Genomic DNA, 16,326 nt, shown 5'->3' with positions numbered 1-16,326 from the left:
TCACAACCTCTAATGTTCTTTTTCTATCTTATGGCCTTGATGATTCATAATGTATGAAATGCTTTATTTACGCGGTATATACCATAACTTCGAATTTTAGCCATATTTTGAGGGAGACCATAGCACATCCTACTGTACTTACTAGTGAATAATCATAACCACAAGTCGAGAAAAGAAAAAGCGCCTTTCGGCGCTCATTGTATTTGACTTACCTGGAAAATAGCTCACAAGCTTAACTGTCTATGCATCACCGTTACTGGTTTACAGCTAATTAACGCATTAACTAGAGCTTCAGATAAATACACCCCACTTTCATCATATGTTATGTGAGAAATGCTATCTGATGACTGGCCTTTCGGAACAGCTTGAATGAATTCATACCCATAATTTTCCTTTGATGTGACACTCACCATTGCGTGGTGTGACTCAAATGCTTCATCTAGGTCCAAATTATCACTTACATATAACCCTGGGTATATTGTAAAGTCGAAAAGAAGGTCTGGAGTTTTCAGCAAGCTATCTACTTTTACATTATGTGAGAACAATTCAGTCCCTAAGTATGTTTGTTTTTTCCAGTTCATTTACACCACCTCCACTTCATAAAAAGCAACGCCGGTAAAGCCATTGGACTCAAACAATTGCTTTACTCTTTCATTAGCAATGATATGGTCAGGGCACTCAGAACAACGAAAGATGTCATGCATAACATTAACTTTACTCAGTTTGTCTTTATCCAAAACTGTTTGAACTAAGCTAGTGTAGGCATCATAGTCATCATCAAAATCCTCCGCCTCGGACTCGCTGATATTTAAAACTGGATAACGAGCAAAAACATTCATAAACCAGTAATCATTGTAAATAGTATCATCTACGTTCACCTCAACTGGAAGTAACTGAATACCACTAATTTGTTGCGATAACAGTTGTTGAACCACTTTCTTATGAGGCAAAAAATCTATCGCTTTCAACATATCAGACATTTGACGCTGCTCGTAAACCTGAGCAACATATACTTTTACAGGAGTAGTGTAAGCCTTAATATTAGGGTAATAGATATCATTAAGGCGATACCTAACCTCTTCTATAGAAAATGACGCCTCATCTTCTATAAACTTCCATTCCATATGATAATAGTTCATTTATTTACCTATCTGCGTTTTGTTGCTCTCGAAGATGAGGATAACCAGTATTGCTTTTTGCTACAGAACTACACCTACTTTGTCAGATAAACCAATGTTCAGAGGAGCAAAAAAACTATAAATCGCCAAAGTCATCATCACTAAACATTGCTGCGGGTCCCCACTGGTCAACTCTTATGAAACCAACCCCGGTAAGATTTGCCGCTTTTATCGCATCAACCACTGTTTCATGGAATAGAAATTGTGGTTTTTCTTGAAGTCGAAAAACGAGCCGTTCTTCTAAAGGCACCTTGTCTAACAGCGTTTCATCTAACGACAATGCTTCTAAGAAAAATCTATTATTCACATACGTCCCATCAATGATTGAACGGCCTTGATGTATAGCTCTATAGTTATTCCAAATATGCATCATGAAATAGTTCGACCAGACTTTGTCACCGTTAGTCACTTCTGTTGGATAAAAATCGACCCCCGGAAGCTCAAACGGCAATAAAACCTGTCTAAATTTTTCCGATACCATTTGCTCTGCAATTTCATGGTAATCACAAGGGGAGAAGCTCTTTTTGTTCCCCTCACACACTTCCACCTTACCAAGACCTTTGACTTCCCGCTTTAATGAACGTTTTGCCATCAGATGCTCAAGTCCTTCGTCAGAGTCTTCAGTCTGCCCAAGCATATGAAAACCTGCATGACCAGACTCACACAGTAAATAATATTGCTTATCGTATTTCATCTATTTTCCTATTCTAAGGATCTTTAGAAAGTGTTGGCTTTGTTCATGTCATTTGATCGGACAGGCGACATACGCCCTTGCCTTCAAACTTCACAGTCGGTGAAGCGGAGATAAATTCGGCTTCTGCTTCTATTGTTCCTGAAGATACGCCGATTTGTCTTCCAAAGTAATGAAAGCATATAAAGAAAAAGCGCCTCTCGGCGCCCTTATAAATTATTCATTTACAAACGCTTACTCAGCCCAACGAACCCAAATATCTTGCATTTTGGCGTTCAGCATAGCGTCTACAACACTATCATGTACGAACATAAATGAAGGGTCTTGCTCAAGCTTAAACAAAAGACGTTGTTGCAGAGGGATCGCATTGAGTTTGTTTTCATCCAAAATAGGGACAGCAACTGCACCGATTGAAGGTATATCGCAATTCCACTGTGTTGCGTCTTTGTCCAGCACATCATAGCGATTAAAGACATGGAAAAAGACATAGTCGACATCATCAATCGTTTCCAACTCTTGCTCAGTTCCGATATCAATTTGAACGTCTGCATCTAGAGCTGGACGATAAGGGTTTTTCAGGCGTTCGACGCCTACTGGCTCCATCGCTGACAGAATGTCCGCGTACTTTTCCGCAAAAAATAGCCGTGGACATTGACAAAAATCCACCACCAAATCCGGTTGGATTTCCATCATTCTTACTTTGTTAGCCTGTATAACGCGGTTATTTTTCTGATAGTGAACACTACGATGAAAAATCTGATACTCATTCATCACTATTTTCCTTTTAAATTGTCATGCCGAAGCGATCATCCCATTGCAATAATGGCACCAGGTGAAGCCCACTTGCATTCAAGGCAATTAATGGCTCTGCGATGCTGCTATGGACCAAATAATCCATCATGCCCGGTATAAAAAAAATACGACGCTTATCCAGAGGAATGGAAGCGAGTTTAGTGGGGTCTAATCGACAGTTTCTAGGGTTTCCAACTTCACCGTCATCTAAACGTTCAGAGTATTGACCGTTGTCAAAATCGTAAGCATCGATATCATTGTTGACGACTAACACTGAATACGGGTACTCATTATCATCATTATGGGTGTACACAGCAGGAAGTAGTTGAACCCTATAAAGATCATAATATTCTAGTACTTTTGTTATTCTCTCCGATAGTACAGGGTCACTTGGTGCAGCCATCGCTTCGATAAGTGGCACACTCTTTTGCGCTTCTGCAGCGGATTCAATCTGGATAGGAACCTTGAGTGACATGGGCTTTTGGTAAATTAGGTAGTGACTTTTACTACAAGAAACGTAAGGGGAAGGAACTTCACCAGAGCCACATACAAGCACGTAATATTCTTCGTTAATATCTGACATTATTATTGTCCAATTTGTAGGTCATAGTTTTCGATTTGCTGCTTCGTTTTTAGATGTAGAATCTTATGTCCTTTGTTACAGTTTGAGCGACACCCCACATATGGCTGTATCTTAGGATCATAATTTTGTCCATCACTAGTAACAAACCAACGAAAGTTCGCAATTTTTCCGAAGATGTATTTGCTAGACTCATTGAATTTAGCAATTAACGAGGAGTTGGTCGTTTTTGAGCAGCTACCGTTATCTTCTCTTTTTTGAAGGTCTTTACTTAATTTTTTATGAGCCAGCTTTACACATTCATTGGTGTAGTTGAATTCATTTCGGTCGTGGCCACCTGAATGCCTAGGCTTGTTTAAAAAACATGCAGTTTCTTTTTTATTTGGTAGTCCAACGCCATTTTTCCAGAAATCAATATTGTATGCACACATTTGGGCTATTCGCCGCAGGAACATCATTTTTTCTCGAACTTGTTTGCTCTTTGTATTTTTTAGTTTGAATACACTTTTAGGAATAAGATGATGGGCCTGCACCGCGTTCGCACCATGCCACCAAGGGTGACTTTTACTGTCGTCTGACGAGGAAATTTGCTGTTATTATGAGGCACCTCAACACTCTTCAGGTCATACTGACTCAACTATAGATCAGGTCTGAATTAGTACATATTAGGGTTGTAATTACCATGAATACGATACCAAACCTCTTCTGTAGAAAATGACGCCTCATCTTCTATAAACTTCCACATCATTCGATAATAGTTCACCTATTTACCTATCTGCGTTTTGTTTTTCTCGAAGATGAGGATAACCAGTATTGCTTTTTGCTACAGAACTACACCTACTTTGTCAGATAAACCAATGTTCAGAGGAGCAAAAAAACTATAAATCGCCGAGGTCATCATCACTAAACATTGCAGCAGGTCCCCACTGGTCAACCCTTATGAAACCAACCCCGGAAAGATCTGCCGCTTTTAAAGCATCAACCACTGTTTCATGGAATAGAAATCGTGGATCTTCTTGAAGTCGAAAAACGAGCCGTTCTTCTAAAGGCACCTTGTCTAACAGCGTTTCATCTAACGACAATGCTTCTAAGAAAAAGTCATCGTCAACATATGTCCCATCAATGACTGAACGCCCTTGATGTATGGCTTTATAGTTATTCCAAATATGCATCATGAAATAGTCCGACCAGACTTTGTCACCGTTAGTCACTTCTGTTGGATAAAAATCGACCCCCTGAAGCTCAAACGGTAATAAAACCTGTCTAAATTTATCGGATACCATTTGTTCTGCAATTTCGTGGTAATCACAAGGGGAGAAGCTCTTTTTGTTTCCTTCACACACTTCCACCTTGCCAAGACCTTTGACTTCCCGCTTTAATGAACGTTGTGCCATCAGGTGATCAAGTCCATCGTCAGAGTCTTCAGTCTGCCCAAGCATATGAAAGCCTGCATGACCAGACTCACACAGTAAATAATATTGGTTATCGTATTTCATCTATTTTCCTATTCTAAGGATCTTTAGAAAGTGTTGACTTTGTTCATATCATTTGATCGGACAGGCGACATACGCCCTTGCCTTCAAACTTAACCGTTGGTGAGGCTGAAATAAATTTCGCTTCGGCTTCTATCGTGCCGGATGCGACGCCTTTTTTATCGCCGCCCGCATCACCGGTACTTTTTTGAGAATGTGCATCTACATAATTTATCGATTAAATCTTATGCCAAATGAAAAAGCGCCTTTCGGCGCTTTCTATACATCTCTTACCCAGACATCTTTGACGTGTTTTTTGAGTAGCTCAATCACGCTTTCGTGTATAAATACCAAGCCATAGTCTTCTTCTAGCTTAAATATTAAACGCTCTTCAAGAGGCACATGCTCTAGTTTGGAGAATTCAACACGAACACCTAACCATTTCAAACCTTGCTGGAGCAACGACTGTACAATACCGATTACTGCATACATCGGAAATCGTTTTTCAAACTACTATCATAGCACCAATAAAACCCCGATTCTAAAAGTGAACGAGTCTTCATCAAAACTCGTTCGAGTAAAATGATAAGATTTCTTCCTCTACTATCACGATATAAATTAAGAATCTACAGACTGGAATCCTTTTCCCAATTAGACACTTTGAAAAGATCGTATTTCATTATGCGAGGCACATATTCAGATGTTAAAATATCTCATATCAAGCTCAATAATATTGGTTGTCTTTGGGATCACCAATTTTTAATGTTGGTCCCCATACTCAAATTCACTGACTTTAAAGAATTTGATGCCTTTAACATCGTATTTTTTAAAAATATCGACTACTTTTTGATGAAAAAAGATTTTTCCTCTTGATGTATTTCCGATCTGAAAAATTAAACGTTCGTTTTCTGGAATAGCATCCAGCACATCTTCTCGAAGTCGGTAATTATCCATATCTGGTTTAATAGAAAACCCATCAATGTCCTTACTTCCATCACTTGGCATATAGAATTGACTTCTCTTTAGATCGATACAATCTAAGTCATCAAAAGTATTCAGTGCCCAAACGCCTTCAACAGCATTATTTTCTTCATCTTGAATGATCGCAGGAAAAAACTGACTGCCGTAAAGGCCAGCTTCAAGCAGCTCTTTAAGTTTGTTTGTGACCACAAAGTTCGGTACGCTAAATGCTATAGTGTAATCTTGCTGCAAATAATCCAAATTGTCATTATCAGAGACAAAAGTAAGTGGCTTTATACCAAAACTCAACTTTTCAAACTTCCAATGAGTATTTGCCGTATATGAGGTTGGTGTGAGGTCATTGTCATAGTCCTCAAATTCATAATCCGGGAATATAATATAATAAGATTCATCATAAATATTCAAAGCTACTTTCCTCTTTCTAAATTGTACGGTACCTCTTTGAAAGTACTGAATTTATCATGTTTTCTCTCATTGCACTGGCATTCTTTGGGTTGAGCTTTTAGCTTTAAATCTAGCTCTGGCACTGTTGTGGCTCCCAAGCACCCAACTCCGCCACGCTTAAAGGCTTTGGCAACCCTAGTTAATGGCAAAGCAAAGCTACTTATCCTGCGCAAGATTAATAAGCTGTGATAATCCATATAACGCTGAACACCAGGATTACCCTGATTCTCACAACGTTTACTTATGGTCTTATAAGCCTCTTCTACTAACTCGGTTACTTCTATGTGGTAACCCTTAGGATGTTCCTTATCATTATCATTGGTATCAATAACTGTAGGATGATTGCCCCTGTGTAGTTGAACTTGTAAATGACACGCTCCTTCCAAAGTGCAAGGTAAAGCGACTAAATTACCGGGCAAGTTGATGTCATATCCGTAGGACTTAAGCTTATCGCCGTTACCTGTTTTTTTTACACCTTGTTTTGATAAAAGGTGGTGCACCTGCATTTGAAAACCATGGTTTGTGGGGTGACTAGGATCCAATTTAGCCGGATCCATTACAGCTTCTCTATATCCTTTTGCCATAGTGAACTCTATATATACTCTAACTCACCCCGTTTATAACGAGGCGTTTTATGTTGGTTGGAATGACAAAGCCTACAGCTTGCATCTCGTTTAACCGCTTTCTTTTTCGCAGTCATGGTTGTAACAGGCTTGCCTTTAAATTTCCCAAGTGGGCGTTTGACCAGTTTTTCCGCTAGCTCCTGATAATCAGACAGAACATCAATCAAGCTTTCCACAGCCTTAATAAATGAATCCAGAGCTTTAGCCGCATTTCTTATTCCCTTGACCTTCTTAGCACCTCCCGCAAAACGTGCTACTAGCGTCGCAATACGAGCCGCTGCTCCTGTGCCTAACGTACAAATAGCCAGCACAACGGTAAGAATCAGTTCAAGGATCAAATATGTACCCGCTTTACCGCCGTAGTAGAAATAGAAGTTAGGTGGAATAGCCTCAAGCATTAAAGACAGATAAGTCACATAAGTCAGAATCGTATCGTGGTCTTCTATGATTGCCATTGCGTTAGGGAACTGTTCGTGGCCCTTTATTTCCTGTGCCCAATCAGGGTCAAGCTCCATCAACACTGTGTCAACAAAGGTTTCAACCGCATCGACATCACCATTAGAGATTTTCTGTGGCAATTCTAGAATCGTCTGCCGATGCTTAGCAATACACTCTAGCTTTCGCACCACATCTTGACTTTCCGCGTACAGCTTACTTACATCTTCAATTGCTTCATCGACAGACTCAAAAACACTGTCTTGGAATGAATCAAACTCTCTTCCTAATGTTTCCAATACCCAAGTTGGATTTTTCAGTTGCCCCTTCTCGTTAAGCATTGCCTTGGTGATCGAGTTGAACTTATCGACTGAATAAATCGCCAATTTATCTACAGCAGAAGAAGATAAATCTGAGATAGTGTCCGCAGCGTCTCCCCAAAAACTAGGAGACAACATATCAACAATATCAGCACCCCAAGCTTGAGCACCGTCAATCACACCATCGCCTAAAGTCCAGTAACCCTCTTCATCCCATTGTTGTTGGAACCCTTTCATGTCCTCAATAAGTGCGTTGTATGTACCATCAAGTGTTGCCTCAACGCTGTCTTGGATATTGACGATTTGCTCCTCAATACCTGGTTCGCCAACGAACTCTACGGTTACCATATCTGTGTTAGGTTTTAATGTGTCAAATACCGCTACACCACCTTCAACTTGATTTGTTTCGACAGCCAAGTCTATGGTTTCAGATTCTGTGCTATTCAAGGGTAGAGCATTGAGTGATGCGTTCTCTTCATGCACCACTGAGTTAGCAGTTATTTTGAGGTTTTGAGCATATATAGGTGTCTGCCAACGATCGGAGTATATTGCACGGACTTTGACCCATTTCTGCTCCTCTAAATCTATTTTCTGTATCGCATTAACCACAACTTCAATAGTCCCTGCTTCCGCAGAGTAAACATGATTAGGCGCTTGAATGACCGAGACACCCGATACATCACTCATGAGTTGGTTCGCTTTCTTCTCCATACGCTTGAAAGCTTGACTGAGATTATCGGGCAGTTTTTTAGCATAAGTATCAATGGTACTTACATGCTTTTTATAGATGTCAGAAGACAAGTAAACGTAATTCAACCGACTAGCTTCAGATCTTAGAGACTCAATACGCCCTTTTATCTTGCTTAACAACCCTTCAATCTCTGAATTGAGGCTTTTCTTAGCTTTGTCCCAAGGATAATTATTGATGAAAGTCTGAGGATTACCTTTACCTCGAGCGCGCATGTAAGCCAGCATACGGTCTGCTGTTTCATGCTTGGGTAAACGAAATAAGACGGACAGTATTTCCCCTTCTTCCATCACTATTGGTAAGCCATTCACCAGTACACTGTCAAAGCTGGCATCAGAGAGGCTATCAATCCCCGCGATTAGAGACTCTGCCAATACGCTGAACTGAAAGTCAGGGTGCCTAAATTCAAAATGAGCTTTCGTTTCCTCTTTCACAATATCAGCGAAATATCGGTCAGCAGTGAGACTGGAGCCCATGGTCCCCCAACCTTCTACTGGAGGGGCGATGCGGTTTGGGTGCCAGAAAGTTTGCTGCCCCTGAGCAGACCTATCAAAAAAGTCATAATCATTGTAATCTGGCAGATAGTGAGGGTTAGTGATGCGAACAGGTGTCGTGATAAAATCATCCGTACTTTCTTTGGCAAGAATTTTGATTTGACCAGGTTTTAAGCCTGACGCAATACTTTTACCAGAATCATCAATATGACCGGAAGAAAGCACACCGCCGGAGACGTCGGTAATGTCAAAGTCTGCGTTCTTAAGAAGCACACCATCAGGATAACGACATTCAATATCAACCGTATAAGTCCCTTCAGCTTCTTCCGTCACAGTCACAGATGGATTCTGGGCGCCACCTAAACACATGGTGTTGGCTTTATTCATGGTCATTTGATCGGAAAGGCGGCACACGCCCTTACCTTCAAACTTCACAGTCGGCGAAGCGGAGATAAATTCGGCTTCTGCTTCTATTGTTCCTGAAGATACGCCTTTTTTGTCGCCGCCTGCATCACCCGTACTGGCACTGAACTTACTGCCTTTGATAGCAACGCTGTTGCCGCCGTCCATCGAGACTGTTGTAGTACCATCGGCTAAATCAGCAGACTTAGCATTATTACCATACGGTATAGGCACTACCGAGTTGCCTACTGTCGTCAGACACACGTCGGGAAGCGTGGCATTCGCTTCACCACCTGATCCTTTATGAACCACACTGAGTCCATTTGCACAAACTGTTACGCCCATAACCAATCCATATGAATATGTAATGAGTGAATAATAAAAGAGATCGCATATTGCAATCTCTCTAAATACCTAGTGATTTCCACGGAACTGACCTTAAAAATCACGCTAACTTAAAAATCTGGCAGAAGATCCCACTTTGAATCACATACTCTGCTGATACACTTCCAGTAATTTCTGGAATTTCATGTCGATAACAATGTAGGTTGCTGCGTACATAACGGCGAAGGTAAGCGCACTAAAACCCAAAATTAACTTAGGAGAAATCACCTTTTTAAGTGGTTTTTTTAAATACTTGGCTTTTAGGTTAACCAGTGTGACTTTTTCTTGTTCTGCTAAGCGGTCATCACGCACAAGGCGATAGATAGTATTGCCTATCTCTGTCAGTTTCTCGTTTCCGCGCTCTTCTCGGCCATATTTGCCTTGGAAACCAAGTTGCAGTAGAAGGTAAAGGAACTCTATGACATGGCGATACTTTCGTGGGTCTGCTTTCAATCTTTCAAGAATGATGAAGAACTTGTCGCCTCCTGATGTCTCATTGTGAAACTCAGACAAAAGACTGTTCTGGCTCCAATGGCTATTCGCCCCCCACTCCTGTCGGCATACCGATTCATCAATAGCCGCGCATAAACAGTAGCGAATAACTAATATTGAAGCTCGGTCAAGCTCCATCTCGTTGAGCTTGCGTTCACCTTTACGTATCTCACGGGCGACTTCTTCGCGAAATGGCATTGGGTCATCTAACCATGGAATGGAAGACATGCAAGACAAAGTGGCGATAAGCCAAGAGAACTGGTCAACTAATGGGTTGATTCCCATTGTTTCGATATTAAGATCTTGTACCGCTATATTGCGCGATAAGTCTGGAGGTGGCATCACCTCCATCGGTTTACCTGGTTCCGGCTGGAACAGTACTACCGTTAAATCGGTTTCAGCATAACTCATAGACGAACGGCCCATAGTTGCAACGATAAGTTAGCAAAATCACCAGCAACATGAACTGCAATTGCTGCGGTGTTTTTCAATGCAGCCCACTCTTCACCGCTCTTATCGAGTTCAAAATAGGTGTAACCTGCGTGGTAAGGCAAGGCACGAGGCACAACTGGCATTGGTTTAATTTCAATACCTGGCAACTGCAAGTTGATCAGATCGCGGATGTTGTCAATTGAGCCAATCTTAGTCTGACTGACGAACTGGGTATGCAATACATCGAGTGTTACGTCAGCTTTCACCGCAAGAATAAAGGTCGTAGTGTCAATCAGCTTGCTATCAGGAATTGCAGCTGTTCTGATTCCATAGTTCTGATCTTTCAGGGTCAGTGGCATCGCCCGCTGTTCAGACATCACACTCAAGGTCATTTTCGCACTGTCTAAGGTACGTGAAAGACAGCTAGTTAAATCACCATGATTATATTTAGTAAATTCAATCGGGCGTCTCGACGCAGAGCATAACGTAGAGAGCTCACCTTCTGCTTGAAGTAGGGTGCGATACAAAGATTCTGGATGGATCCCTTCACTGCTTTCGTAATGCCAAAATAGTGGTTCGTATCGGTTAAGTGCCTGCAAAAGCATAAAATCCGATACCGAAGACACTCCTTGCTGATCCACCACACCAAGTCTTTCTACGATAGACTCTGCTCTGTGTTTGAGCATTGAAGCAAATTCAGTGGCAAATTTGCTAAGAACGGCAGAGGCATGGATATCAATACAGGTAGGAATAAAGGTTTCGTCAAGAATCACACTACCATCAGGTTTAACTTCTGAAATTTTTAAGATCGGAATCGAAGTATAAGCACTTTTATCTTCGTGATCGTACATCAAACGGAAGTTCAGTTTGCCCACGGCGATACTCGCCATGTCTTCGGAGTCATAGCACGCATCCACCGCTTCTTGAGATTCAATGGTGTAACGTGCATCGTCCTTTTCGGATCCAAAAATCTCTGAGCGCTCAGAGGGTAGAGGGCAACAAAGATAAACGACTTTGTCCGCGATCGAAGGATCAACATCTTTCACTTCTGGCAATTCCGCTAACAAAGGGAGATCGAAAGGCGTTCTGTCTTGCAGTATTCCCTCAGCACGAGTAATCCCGATTTTGCCTAACGCCAACAATTGCGAGTTAATTTCTAGTCGTTTGATCCCCCAATGAAGTGGCGAGGCAACAGAACTCAGCATACTAGACAGTTTACTTTGCGAACGATCGAGCTGTTGAAAGTGTTGCGGCTTCATGAACATTCCATCTTGCCAAACAACTGGGTTGTATAAAGACATGGTTCTATCCCTTAAAAGTAAACTTGTTCTATGCCACGAGTGTTATTTGACGTTAACTCGCTGCCTTCAATATTGAGGTTTAAAAAGTACTCACTCTTCTCTTCAATGATCTCAACTTTACGCCATGAAGAACCGTCAATATCACGAAAAGCGACCGAAAAACCCAAGGCTCTTGTTTCAGGCGTCAGCACCAACATTTCATGAATTTTGTCACCCGGCTGGATTTGGTATTCGTAGCGTTTAATGTACTCATCACCCAGTGAAGATTTATCGTTTTCAAACAATGCGAAGAAGTCTAAGCTTCGAAAAAGTACCGGGGAAGTGAGTTCATGAATGCGCAATATAACCGGAGAAGACTGCCCACCCTCACGCACGTTTAGTACCGGTGATGCCTCAATCACTAATTCAATTGATGACGTTTCAGGGGTAATTCCTGACGACTCTTTAAACTGGTCCCACATCGAGCACCCTGACATTAGTAGGGAAAACCCTATTAAGATGATGAATCTACGCATGGTTTCCCTTTAACGCTTTGTTGTAATTTTTCTTAATCATGCCGCTCAATGAGCCTTCGTTGAACTGACGACGATTGTTTGAGTAGAAGTCTAGATATTGTTCCCATAGCTTTGACTTTGTGGTGAACAAGGATCCTTTTGTTAGTTCATGGGCAAACATTTCTGGATCATTTAACTTCGATTGCTCAATTAGGAGCTCGCCGAGGGCTCGATTGAACAATACTTGATGGTCGTTAAGTTCATCGAGCATTTGTTCGATCAGTTCATTTGGCGATAGCAAATTCTGACTATTCAATGTCAGCATCAACTCCGCTAAATTGGTTGCTGATTCATTTGCATTCGGCTCATCTTTTAACGCTTCTACTTCTTGTAATTCTTTCTGTAGATTATCCATACACAGACGTAGACATGTTCCCATCTGTCTAAATAATGCTGCATCGTTTCGGGTTAAATCTGAATTACTAATCCCCAAGCCTTCATAAAATGCTTGGCTGATATCGTTAGTTTGAACAACATTTGGAGTCGACGTCGCTTCACTGGTAATTAGATCGACCTTCGGCTCGTCGATGGAGGAGTCTGGTTGCTCTGTTTGGTGTGATGATGGAGTAAAAGGTTGAGTGACTTCTTCCCATTTTTGCCCTAATACTTCGCTAGTCGCAGCAGAACCACCAGTACCTACGGGGCTCACCTTCATATTCGGTGTTGGTTCTGACTGTACGGCAGGCGATTTCGCAGGTTCTTTTGATGTGTCTAATACTGGGGTAGAAGCATTTTCCGACTCATCTCTAGTCGGTTGACTTGCTCTTTCGATACCCATCCAATCTTCTGGAATTAGATTTGGCAGATCAAACTCAGAATGGATACTCAAGCTATCATCGGCGATTTGACGCGTACTTTCTATTGAAGCGGGTTGAGCGTGTTCAGGTTGCTCAACATCTCGAATAAGATAGTCATCATCACGATGCATTGAAAAATTGAGGTGCGCAACGGGATCATGGCTGTCCACTTCGGTCTGTTTGGTTTCCATAAACAGATCTTCTAATACACCGCTTTGGTCTTCTTCTTCGACCATCGCCTCACCAAGATTGAGCAGTGGATCACTCGACACTCTCTCAGGTGCAATATCAGCTGCAATATCTTGATTGCTGGTTACAAGTTCAAGAGAAACACCGATTTCATACTGGCCAAGTGTAATAACATCACCATCGCATATTGAAACGGGCTGATTCTTCAATATCTTATTGCCGTTTACCATGGTGCCATTAGTACTTACGTCACTAATGTAATGCGTATCACCGTAAATACTCACTAAACAATGAGTGCCTGATATGAATCGATTATGGTCCGAGAGAGAGACGGTACACCCCGCTGCCCTACCAATTGAACCACCACTTTCTGGCATCTCAATATGCTTGGCACCGGTGTACTCCTCCGGACATTTAGAAATGAATAGAACAAGCTGATGTAAGCGCATTGCTAACCTTTAAAATAGCAGTGATACAGAAAGTTCAACGCCACCAATTCCATCATTTACGACAGGAAGGATATAGGAAGCCTGGGGGATTATTTGGATATGTGCGTCAGGATTGCTGCCCAATTTGATTACAGTACCAATTGTCGCGACTGCGCCCACTTCAAACTGATCGATATCCTCTAGTTGAGAACCGTATCTGAAGCCTTCGCTGTCTACCTTCCAACGATTGGAGTATTGGGAGTAGCCAAGTGACAAGCCCGCGCCAAGATAAGGAGTGAATACAGACCAAGTCTCAAGCGCGTATTGAGGAACAACACGCAACTCGAAGTTAGTTGTTTCTTGGTACACACCATTTGCTGGCGCTTTAATATCTTCAGACAAGTAGTTTAGACCAAGCCACCAGCGCCAACGGTTGTTGTTCTCGTCAATCGGTCGAGTATGCACGATACCGTAACGAAGCGAATCCTGTTTACCACTAGCGCCCTGCTTATAATTGATGCTGTCGATGTTGATCATGTTGACCGAAGCACCGTAACGCTCACCTTTGGCTAGAGCAAAGGTTGAGAATAGACACAAGGCTGAGATTAGCCCGACTTGACTTGGTTTTAGCATTTCGTCCCTCTAAGAAAAACCGACGATTAAAAGTAGAGGCGAAAGATATCAATAATAATCTCTTTTTCAATAAGCTAAAAAATCCCTCCATCAAATAAGACAATTCGACTATTAATAAAAACATATTAACTATTATAAATTGCACAAAGTCGGGTTAAGTCTCCGGCTGATAAATCACTAGAAACGACTATTAATTAACAAAATGGTCAATACAATTGATTACATATACATCGTTTAAAACTGATTAAAATACATACAGACACTAATTAACTTTGCTTATTTAGTAGTCGCTAAATAAGCGGTTCATAAATATAAAGATGATACATTGGTTCCAGAACATCCATCATTAATAAGCTGTGTCAATGATTTTCAGCCCATTATTCACACAAAAATACTGATTTTATGCGAGTGACCGCACTATTCTTAATGTCAGATAGCTCAAGATAACGCAGCAAAACGTGAACTCAACTCACATTAAGTTAAATTATATGTTTTTTATTATTAGTTATTGTTCAATTTCTTTCTTTTAACTATAAAATCCTCCACAAAGTAATCCTTAATAAAAATAAACAAACCTTAATAACAAAATTTATACCACACGCTAACGTGTGAGTAATTAATAAACAGTTGGTAAGAAATATGTTTTTCAGCGACTTCGCCAGAAGGCCAATCGATGAAAGTAATCCAAGCGGCTTAAACCCAAATGGCTTGGATGACTTTGATGAGATCAAGCGTCAAATAAACAACTTGAATAAAGTAACAGGGCGAGTGTCGTGGAAAAGTGTTCAGGCATTGTCGAAGAAAATCCTCACCTCCCATGGTAAGGACTTTCGTTGCAGCTGCTATTTCACTGTCGCCTCCACTCACAATGAAGGGTTGAAAGGTTTAGTTGAAGGCCTCAATTCCTTGCTAGATCTGTGTATCGTGTATTGGTATTCAGCATACCCAGAGCACTCAAAATCTAATGCGAGAATGAGTGCAATTGAATGGATGGTTGAGTACGTAGAAAAACGCATAAAAAAGCATAACCCTCGCCCTGAGGAGTTGCCATTAATCGAGGCAGCACACCAACTATGCTTACGTATTGAAGAAGAACTCCGTCTTCATTACGGAATTAAAGCCCCTTCGTTTGGTCGCATTCGTCGCATATTAAACCAATGGATCGAGGAGTTTAAGGAAGCCCAGCAGGCACGTAAAGCTATCGAGCTTTCAACGGCACCGTCTCCTGTTCGCCCCCAAGCTCCGGCACCTGCGATTAAAGTCGATATCGCCCCGACAGTCTCGGGCAAGCCAACCAAAGAGAAACAAAAGGTTGAGCCCACTTCCACCAAATCGAACCCTATCGTTCTTTACGCACTAATAGGTCTAATTGTTGCCGCGTTGGCCGCCCATTTTATCCACAAACAGCAAGAATTCGAATCACTTAAGCGACAGATTGAACAGGCCTCGTTAACAGAGCTTTCCGAAGTTGCGGATTCATTGATGTCTGAAAACAAAGCCCACACGCCGTCTTTAAGGAAACCTACGGTGGATCGCCTAAGTTCTCTAATGCAGGATTGGTATTTAGATCCAGTAAAAGTCAGCCATATAGATACGATCGATGAACTGACATCTAAGTTGACAACGATCTATCCAGATTCTTCCTCTATCCAACAACTTAGACAGAGCTTCAAAACTCGTCGTTCTATTTTCGAAGACGAGTACACAGCCATTCACAAGCGATTTGCTCACGCAAGAACCGTGTTCGCTAATGTCGCCAATCAGAACTCAGATAAAGAGACTGTAGCTGCATATAAGTACAGCAACTCACTCTTTCCGTTGCTCGGTAGAATTGAGTACGCAGAAAAACAGATGGAACAATCAGAAGTCGATCGTTCATTACTGTTGCTCAACACCTACTTGTACAAATTAAATCAACTAAAAACCGCAACGAATAGTAATAAATAACAACGTCAA

Annotated in this window: 17 protein-coding genes and 2 pseudogenes; 1 reads left to right on the top strand and 18 read right to left on the bottom strand. The window is 41.4% G+C overall.

From position 1 onward, the window contains the following. Positions 1 to 224: 224 nt before the first annotated feature. The 18 genes and pseudogenes from IX91_RS04965 to IX91_RS04890 form a co-directional block, all read right to left on the bottom strand. Positions 225 to 581 (bottom strand): hypothetical protein, encoded by a 357-nt coding sequence (locus IX91_RS04965; RefSeq protein ID WP_004748662.1) that lies wholly within the window; start codon positions 579 to 581, stop codon positions 225 to 227. Continuing rightward, positions 582 to 1,139 carry an imm11 family protein gene (locus tag IX91_RS04960; protein WP_004748661.1) on the bottom strand — a complete coding sequence of 186 codons (558 nt, stop codon included), beginning with the start codon at positions 1,137 to 1,139 and terminating at the stop codon, positions 582 to 584. A gap of 115 nt (positions 1,140 to 1,254) precedes the next feature. After that, positions 1,255 to 1,872 carry an imm11 family protein gene (locus IX91_RS04955; protein WP_004748660.1) on the bottom strand — a complete coding sequence of 206 codons (618 nt, stop codon included), beginning with the start codon at positions 1,870 to 1,872 and terminating at the stop codon, positions 1,255 to 1,257. 29 nt (positions 1,873 to 1,901) lie between these two features. After that, positions 1,902 to 2,035: pseudogene (locus IX91_RS26325) on the bottom strand (PAAR-like domain-containing protein); the annotation flags it as partial. 68 nt (positions 2,036 to 2,103) lie between these two features. Then, entirely contained in the window at positions 2,104 to 2,640 is a 537-nt protein-coding gene (locus tag IX91_RS04950; protein ID WP_004748975.1) for a hypothetical protein, read from the bottom strand. 13 nt (positions 2,641 to 2,653) lie between these two features. Next, positions 2,654 to 3,244, bottom strand: a complete 591-nt coding sequence (locus tag IX91_RS04945; protein ID WP_004748974.1) for a hypothetical protein — start codon at positions 3,242 to 3,244, stop codon at positions 2,654 to 2,656. A gap of 2 nt (positions 3,245 to 3,246) precedes the next feature. Continuing rightward, entirely contained in the window at positions 3,247 to 3,774 is a 528-nt protein-coding gene (locus IX91_RS04940; RefSeq protein ID WP_004748973.1) for an AHH domain-containing protein, read from the bottom strand. Between the two features lie 345 nt (positions 3,775 to 4,119). After that, positions 4,120 to 4,737, bottom strand: a complete 618-nt coding sequence (locus IX91_RS04935) for an imm11 family protein (RefSeq protein ID WP_004748972.1) — start codon at positions 4,735 to 4,737, stop codon at positions 4,120 to 4,122. 29 nt (positions 4,738 to 4,766) lie between these two features. Further along, a pseudogene (locus IX91_RS26070) lies at positions 4,767 to 4,921 on the bottom strand (PAAR-like domain-containing protein); the annotation flags it as partial. A 71-nt stretch (positions 4,922 to 4,992) separates the two neighbouring features. Further along, positions 4,993 to 5,205: a hypothetical protein gene (locus tag IX91_RS26570; protein WP_004748971.1), complete on the bottom strand. Its 213-nt coding sequence runs from the start codon at positions 5,203 to 5,205 to the stop codon at positions 4,993 to 4,995. A gap of 267 nt (positions 5,206 to 5,472) precedes the next feature. Beyond that, on the bottom strand, positions 5,473 to 6,099 hold the full coding sequence (locus IX91_RS04925; protein WP_004748970.1) for an imm11 family protein: 627 nt from the start codon (positions 6,097 to 6,099) through the stop codon (positions 5,473 to 5,475). A 2-nt stretch (positions 6,100 to 6,101) separates the two neighbouring features. Continuing rightward, positions 6,102 to 6,722: an AHH domain-containing protein gene (locus tag IX91_RS04920; protein ID WP_004748969.1), complete on the bottom strand. Its 621-nt coding sequence runs from the start codon at positions 6,720 to 6,722 to the stop codon at positions 6,102 to 6,104. Between the two features lie 8 nt (positions 6,723 to 6,730). Beyond that, positions 6,731 to 9,505 (bottom strand): DUF4150 domain-containing protein, encoded by a 2,775-nt coding sequence (locus IX91_RS04915; RefSeq protein WP_004748968.1) that lies wholly within the window; start codon positions 9,503 to 9,505, stop codon positions 6,731 to 6,733. Positions 9,506 to 9,646: 141 nt separating this feature from the next. Next, on the bottom strand, positions 9,647 to 10,447 hold the full coding sequence (gene icmH, locus IX91_RS04910; protein ID WP_004748967.1) for a type IVB secretion system protein IcmH/DotU: 801 nt from the start codon (positions 10,445 to 10,447) through the stop codon (positions 9,647 to 9,649). Next, positions 10,444 to 11,769 carry a type VI secretion system baseplate subunit TssK gene (gene tssK, locus IX91_RS04905; RefSeq protein WP_004748966.1) on the bottom strand — a complete coding sequence of 442 codons (1,326 nt, stop codon included), beginning with the start codon at positions 11,767 to 11,769 and terminating at the stop codon, positions 10,444 to 10,446. The genes icmH and tssK overlap by 4 nt, the downstream gene beginning before the upstream one ends. An 11-nt stretch (positions 11,770 to 11,780) precedes the next feature. Next, positions 11,781 to 12,284, bottom strand: coding sequence for a type VI secretion system lipoprotein TssJ (tssJ, locus tag IX91_RS04900; protein ID WP_071881245.1), 504 nt, complete (start codon positions 12,282 to 12,284; stop codon positions 11,781 to 11,783). Next, positions 12,277 to 13,758 carry a type VI secretion system-associated FHA domain protein gene (locus tag IX91_RS04895; protein WP_004748964.1) on the bottom strand — a complete coding sequence of 494 codons (1,482 nt, stop codon included), beginning with the start codon at positions 13,756 to 13,758 and terminating at the stop codon, positions 12,277 to 12,279. The genes tssJ and IX91_RS04895 overlap by 8 nt, the downstream gene beginning before the upstream one ends. Positions 13,759 to 13,767: 9 nt before the next feature. Continuing rightward, the gene (locus IX91_RS04890; protein WP_004748963.1) at positions 13,768 to 14,370 is read right to left on the bottom strand and encodes a porin family protein; all 603 of its coding nucleotides are present in this window, start codon (positions 14,368 to 14,370) and stop codon (positions 13,768 to 13,770) included. Between the two features lie 639 nt (positions 14,371 to 15,009). Between IX91_RS04890 and IX91_RS04885 the strand changes: the two genes are divergently transcribed. After that, positions 15,010 to 16,317 carry a type VI secretion system ImpA family N-terminal domain-containing protein gene (locus tag IX91_RS04885; protein WP_004748962.1) on the top strand — a complete coding sequence of 436 codons (1,308 nt, stop codon included), beginning with the start codon at positions 15,010 to 15,012 and terminating at the stop codon, positions 16,315 to 16,317. Positions 16,318 to 16,326: the final 9 nt, after the last annotated feature.

The sequence above is a fragment of the Vibrio tubiashii ATCC 19109 genome (genome assembly GCF_000772105.1).
Classification (GTDB): domain Bacteria; phylum Pseudomonadota; class Gammaproteobacteria; order Enterobacterales; family Vibrionaceae; genus Vibrio; species Vibrio tubiashii.
This window is presented reverse-complemented; position numbering and strand designations above follow the sequence as displayed.

Coding starts and splice junctions, on each gene's coding strand:
- IX91_RS04935 (WP_004748972.1), bottom strand. CDS start 4,737: ATGAAATACGATAACCAATATTATTTACTGTGTGAGTCTGGTCATGCA.
- IX91_RS04965 (WP_004748662.1), bottom strand. CDS start 581: ATGAACTGGAAAAAACAAACATACTTAGGGACTGAATTGTTCTCACAT.
- IX91_RS04945 (WP_004748974.1), bottom strand. CDS start 3,244: ATGTCAGATATTAACGAAGAATATTACGTGCTTGTATGTGGCTCTGGT.
- icmH (WP_004748967.1), bottom strand. CDS start 10,447: ATGAGTTATGCTGAAACCGATTTAACGGTAGTACTGTTCCAGCCGGAA.
- IX91_RS26570 (WP_004748971.1), bottom strand. CDS start 5,205: ATGTATGCAGTAATCGGTATTGTACAGTCGTTGCTCCAGCAAGGTTTG.
- IX91_RS04895 (WP_004748964.1), bottom strand. CDS start 13,758: ATGCGCTTACATCAGCTTGTTCTATTCATTTCTAAATGTCCGGAGGAG.
- IX91_RS04920 (WP_004748969.1), bottom strand. CDS start 6,722: ATGGCAAAAGGATATAGAGAAGCTGTAATGGATCCGGCTAAATTGGAT.
- tssK (WP_004748966.1), bottom strand. CDS start 11,769: ATGTCTTTATACAACCCAGTTGTTTGGCAAGATGGAATGTTCATGAAG.
- IX91_RS04950 (WP_004748975.1), bottom strand. CDS start 2,640: ATGAATGAGTATCAGATTTTTCATCGTAGTGTTCACTATCAGAAAAAT.
- IX91_RS04885 (WP_004748962.1), top strand. CDS start 15,010: ATGTTTTTCAGCGACTTCGCCAGAAGGCCAATCGATGAAAGTAATCCA.
- IX91_RS04960 (WP_004748661.1), bottom strand. CDS start 1,139: ATGAACTATTATCATATGGAATGGAAGTTTATAGAAGATGAGGCGTCA.
- tssJ (WP_071881245.1), bottom strand. CDS start 12,284: ATGCGTAGATTCATCATCTTAATAGGGTTTTCCCTACTAATGTCAGGG.
- IX91_RS04955 (WP_004748660.1), bottom strand. CDS start 1,872: ATGAAATACGATAAGCAATATTATTTACTGTGTGAGTCTGGTCATGCA.
- IX91_RS04915 (WP_004748968.1), bottom strand. CDS start 9,505: ATGGGCGTAACAGTTTGTGCAAATGGACTCAGTGTGGTTCATAAAGGA.
- IX91_RS04890 (WP_004748963.1), bottom strand. CDS start 14,370: ATGCTAAAACCAAGTCAAGTCGGGCTAATCTCAGCCTTGTGTCTATTC.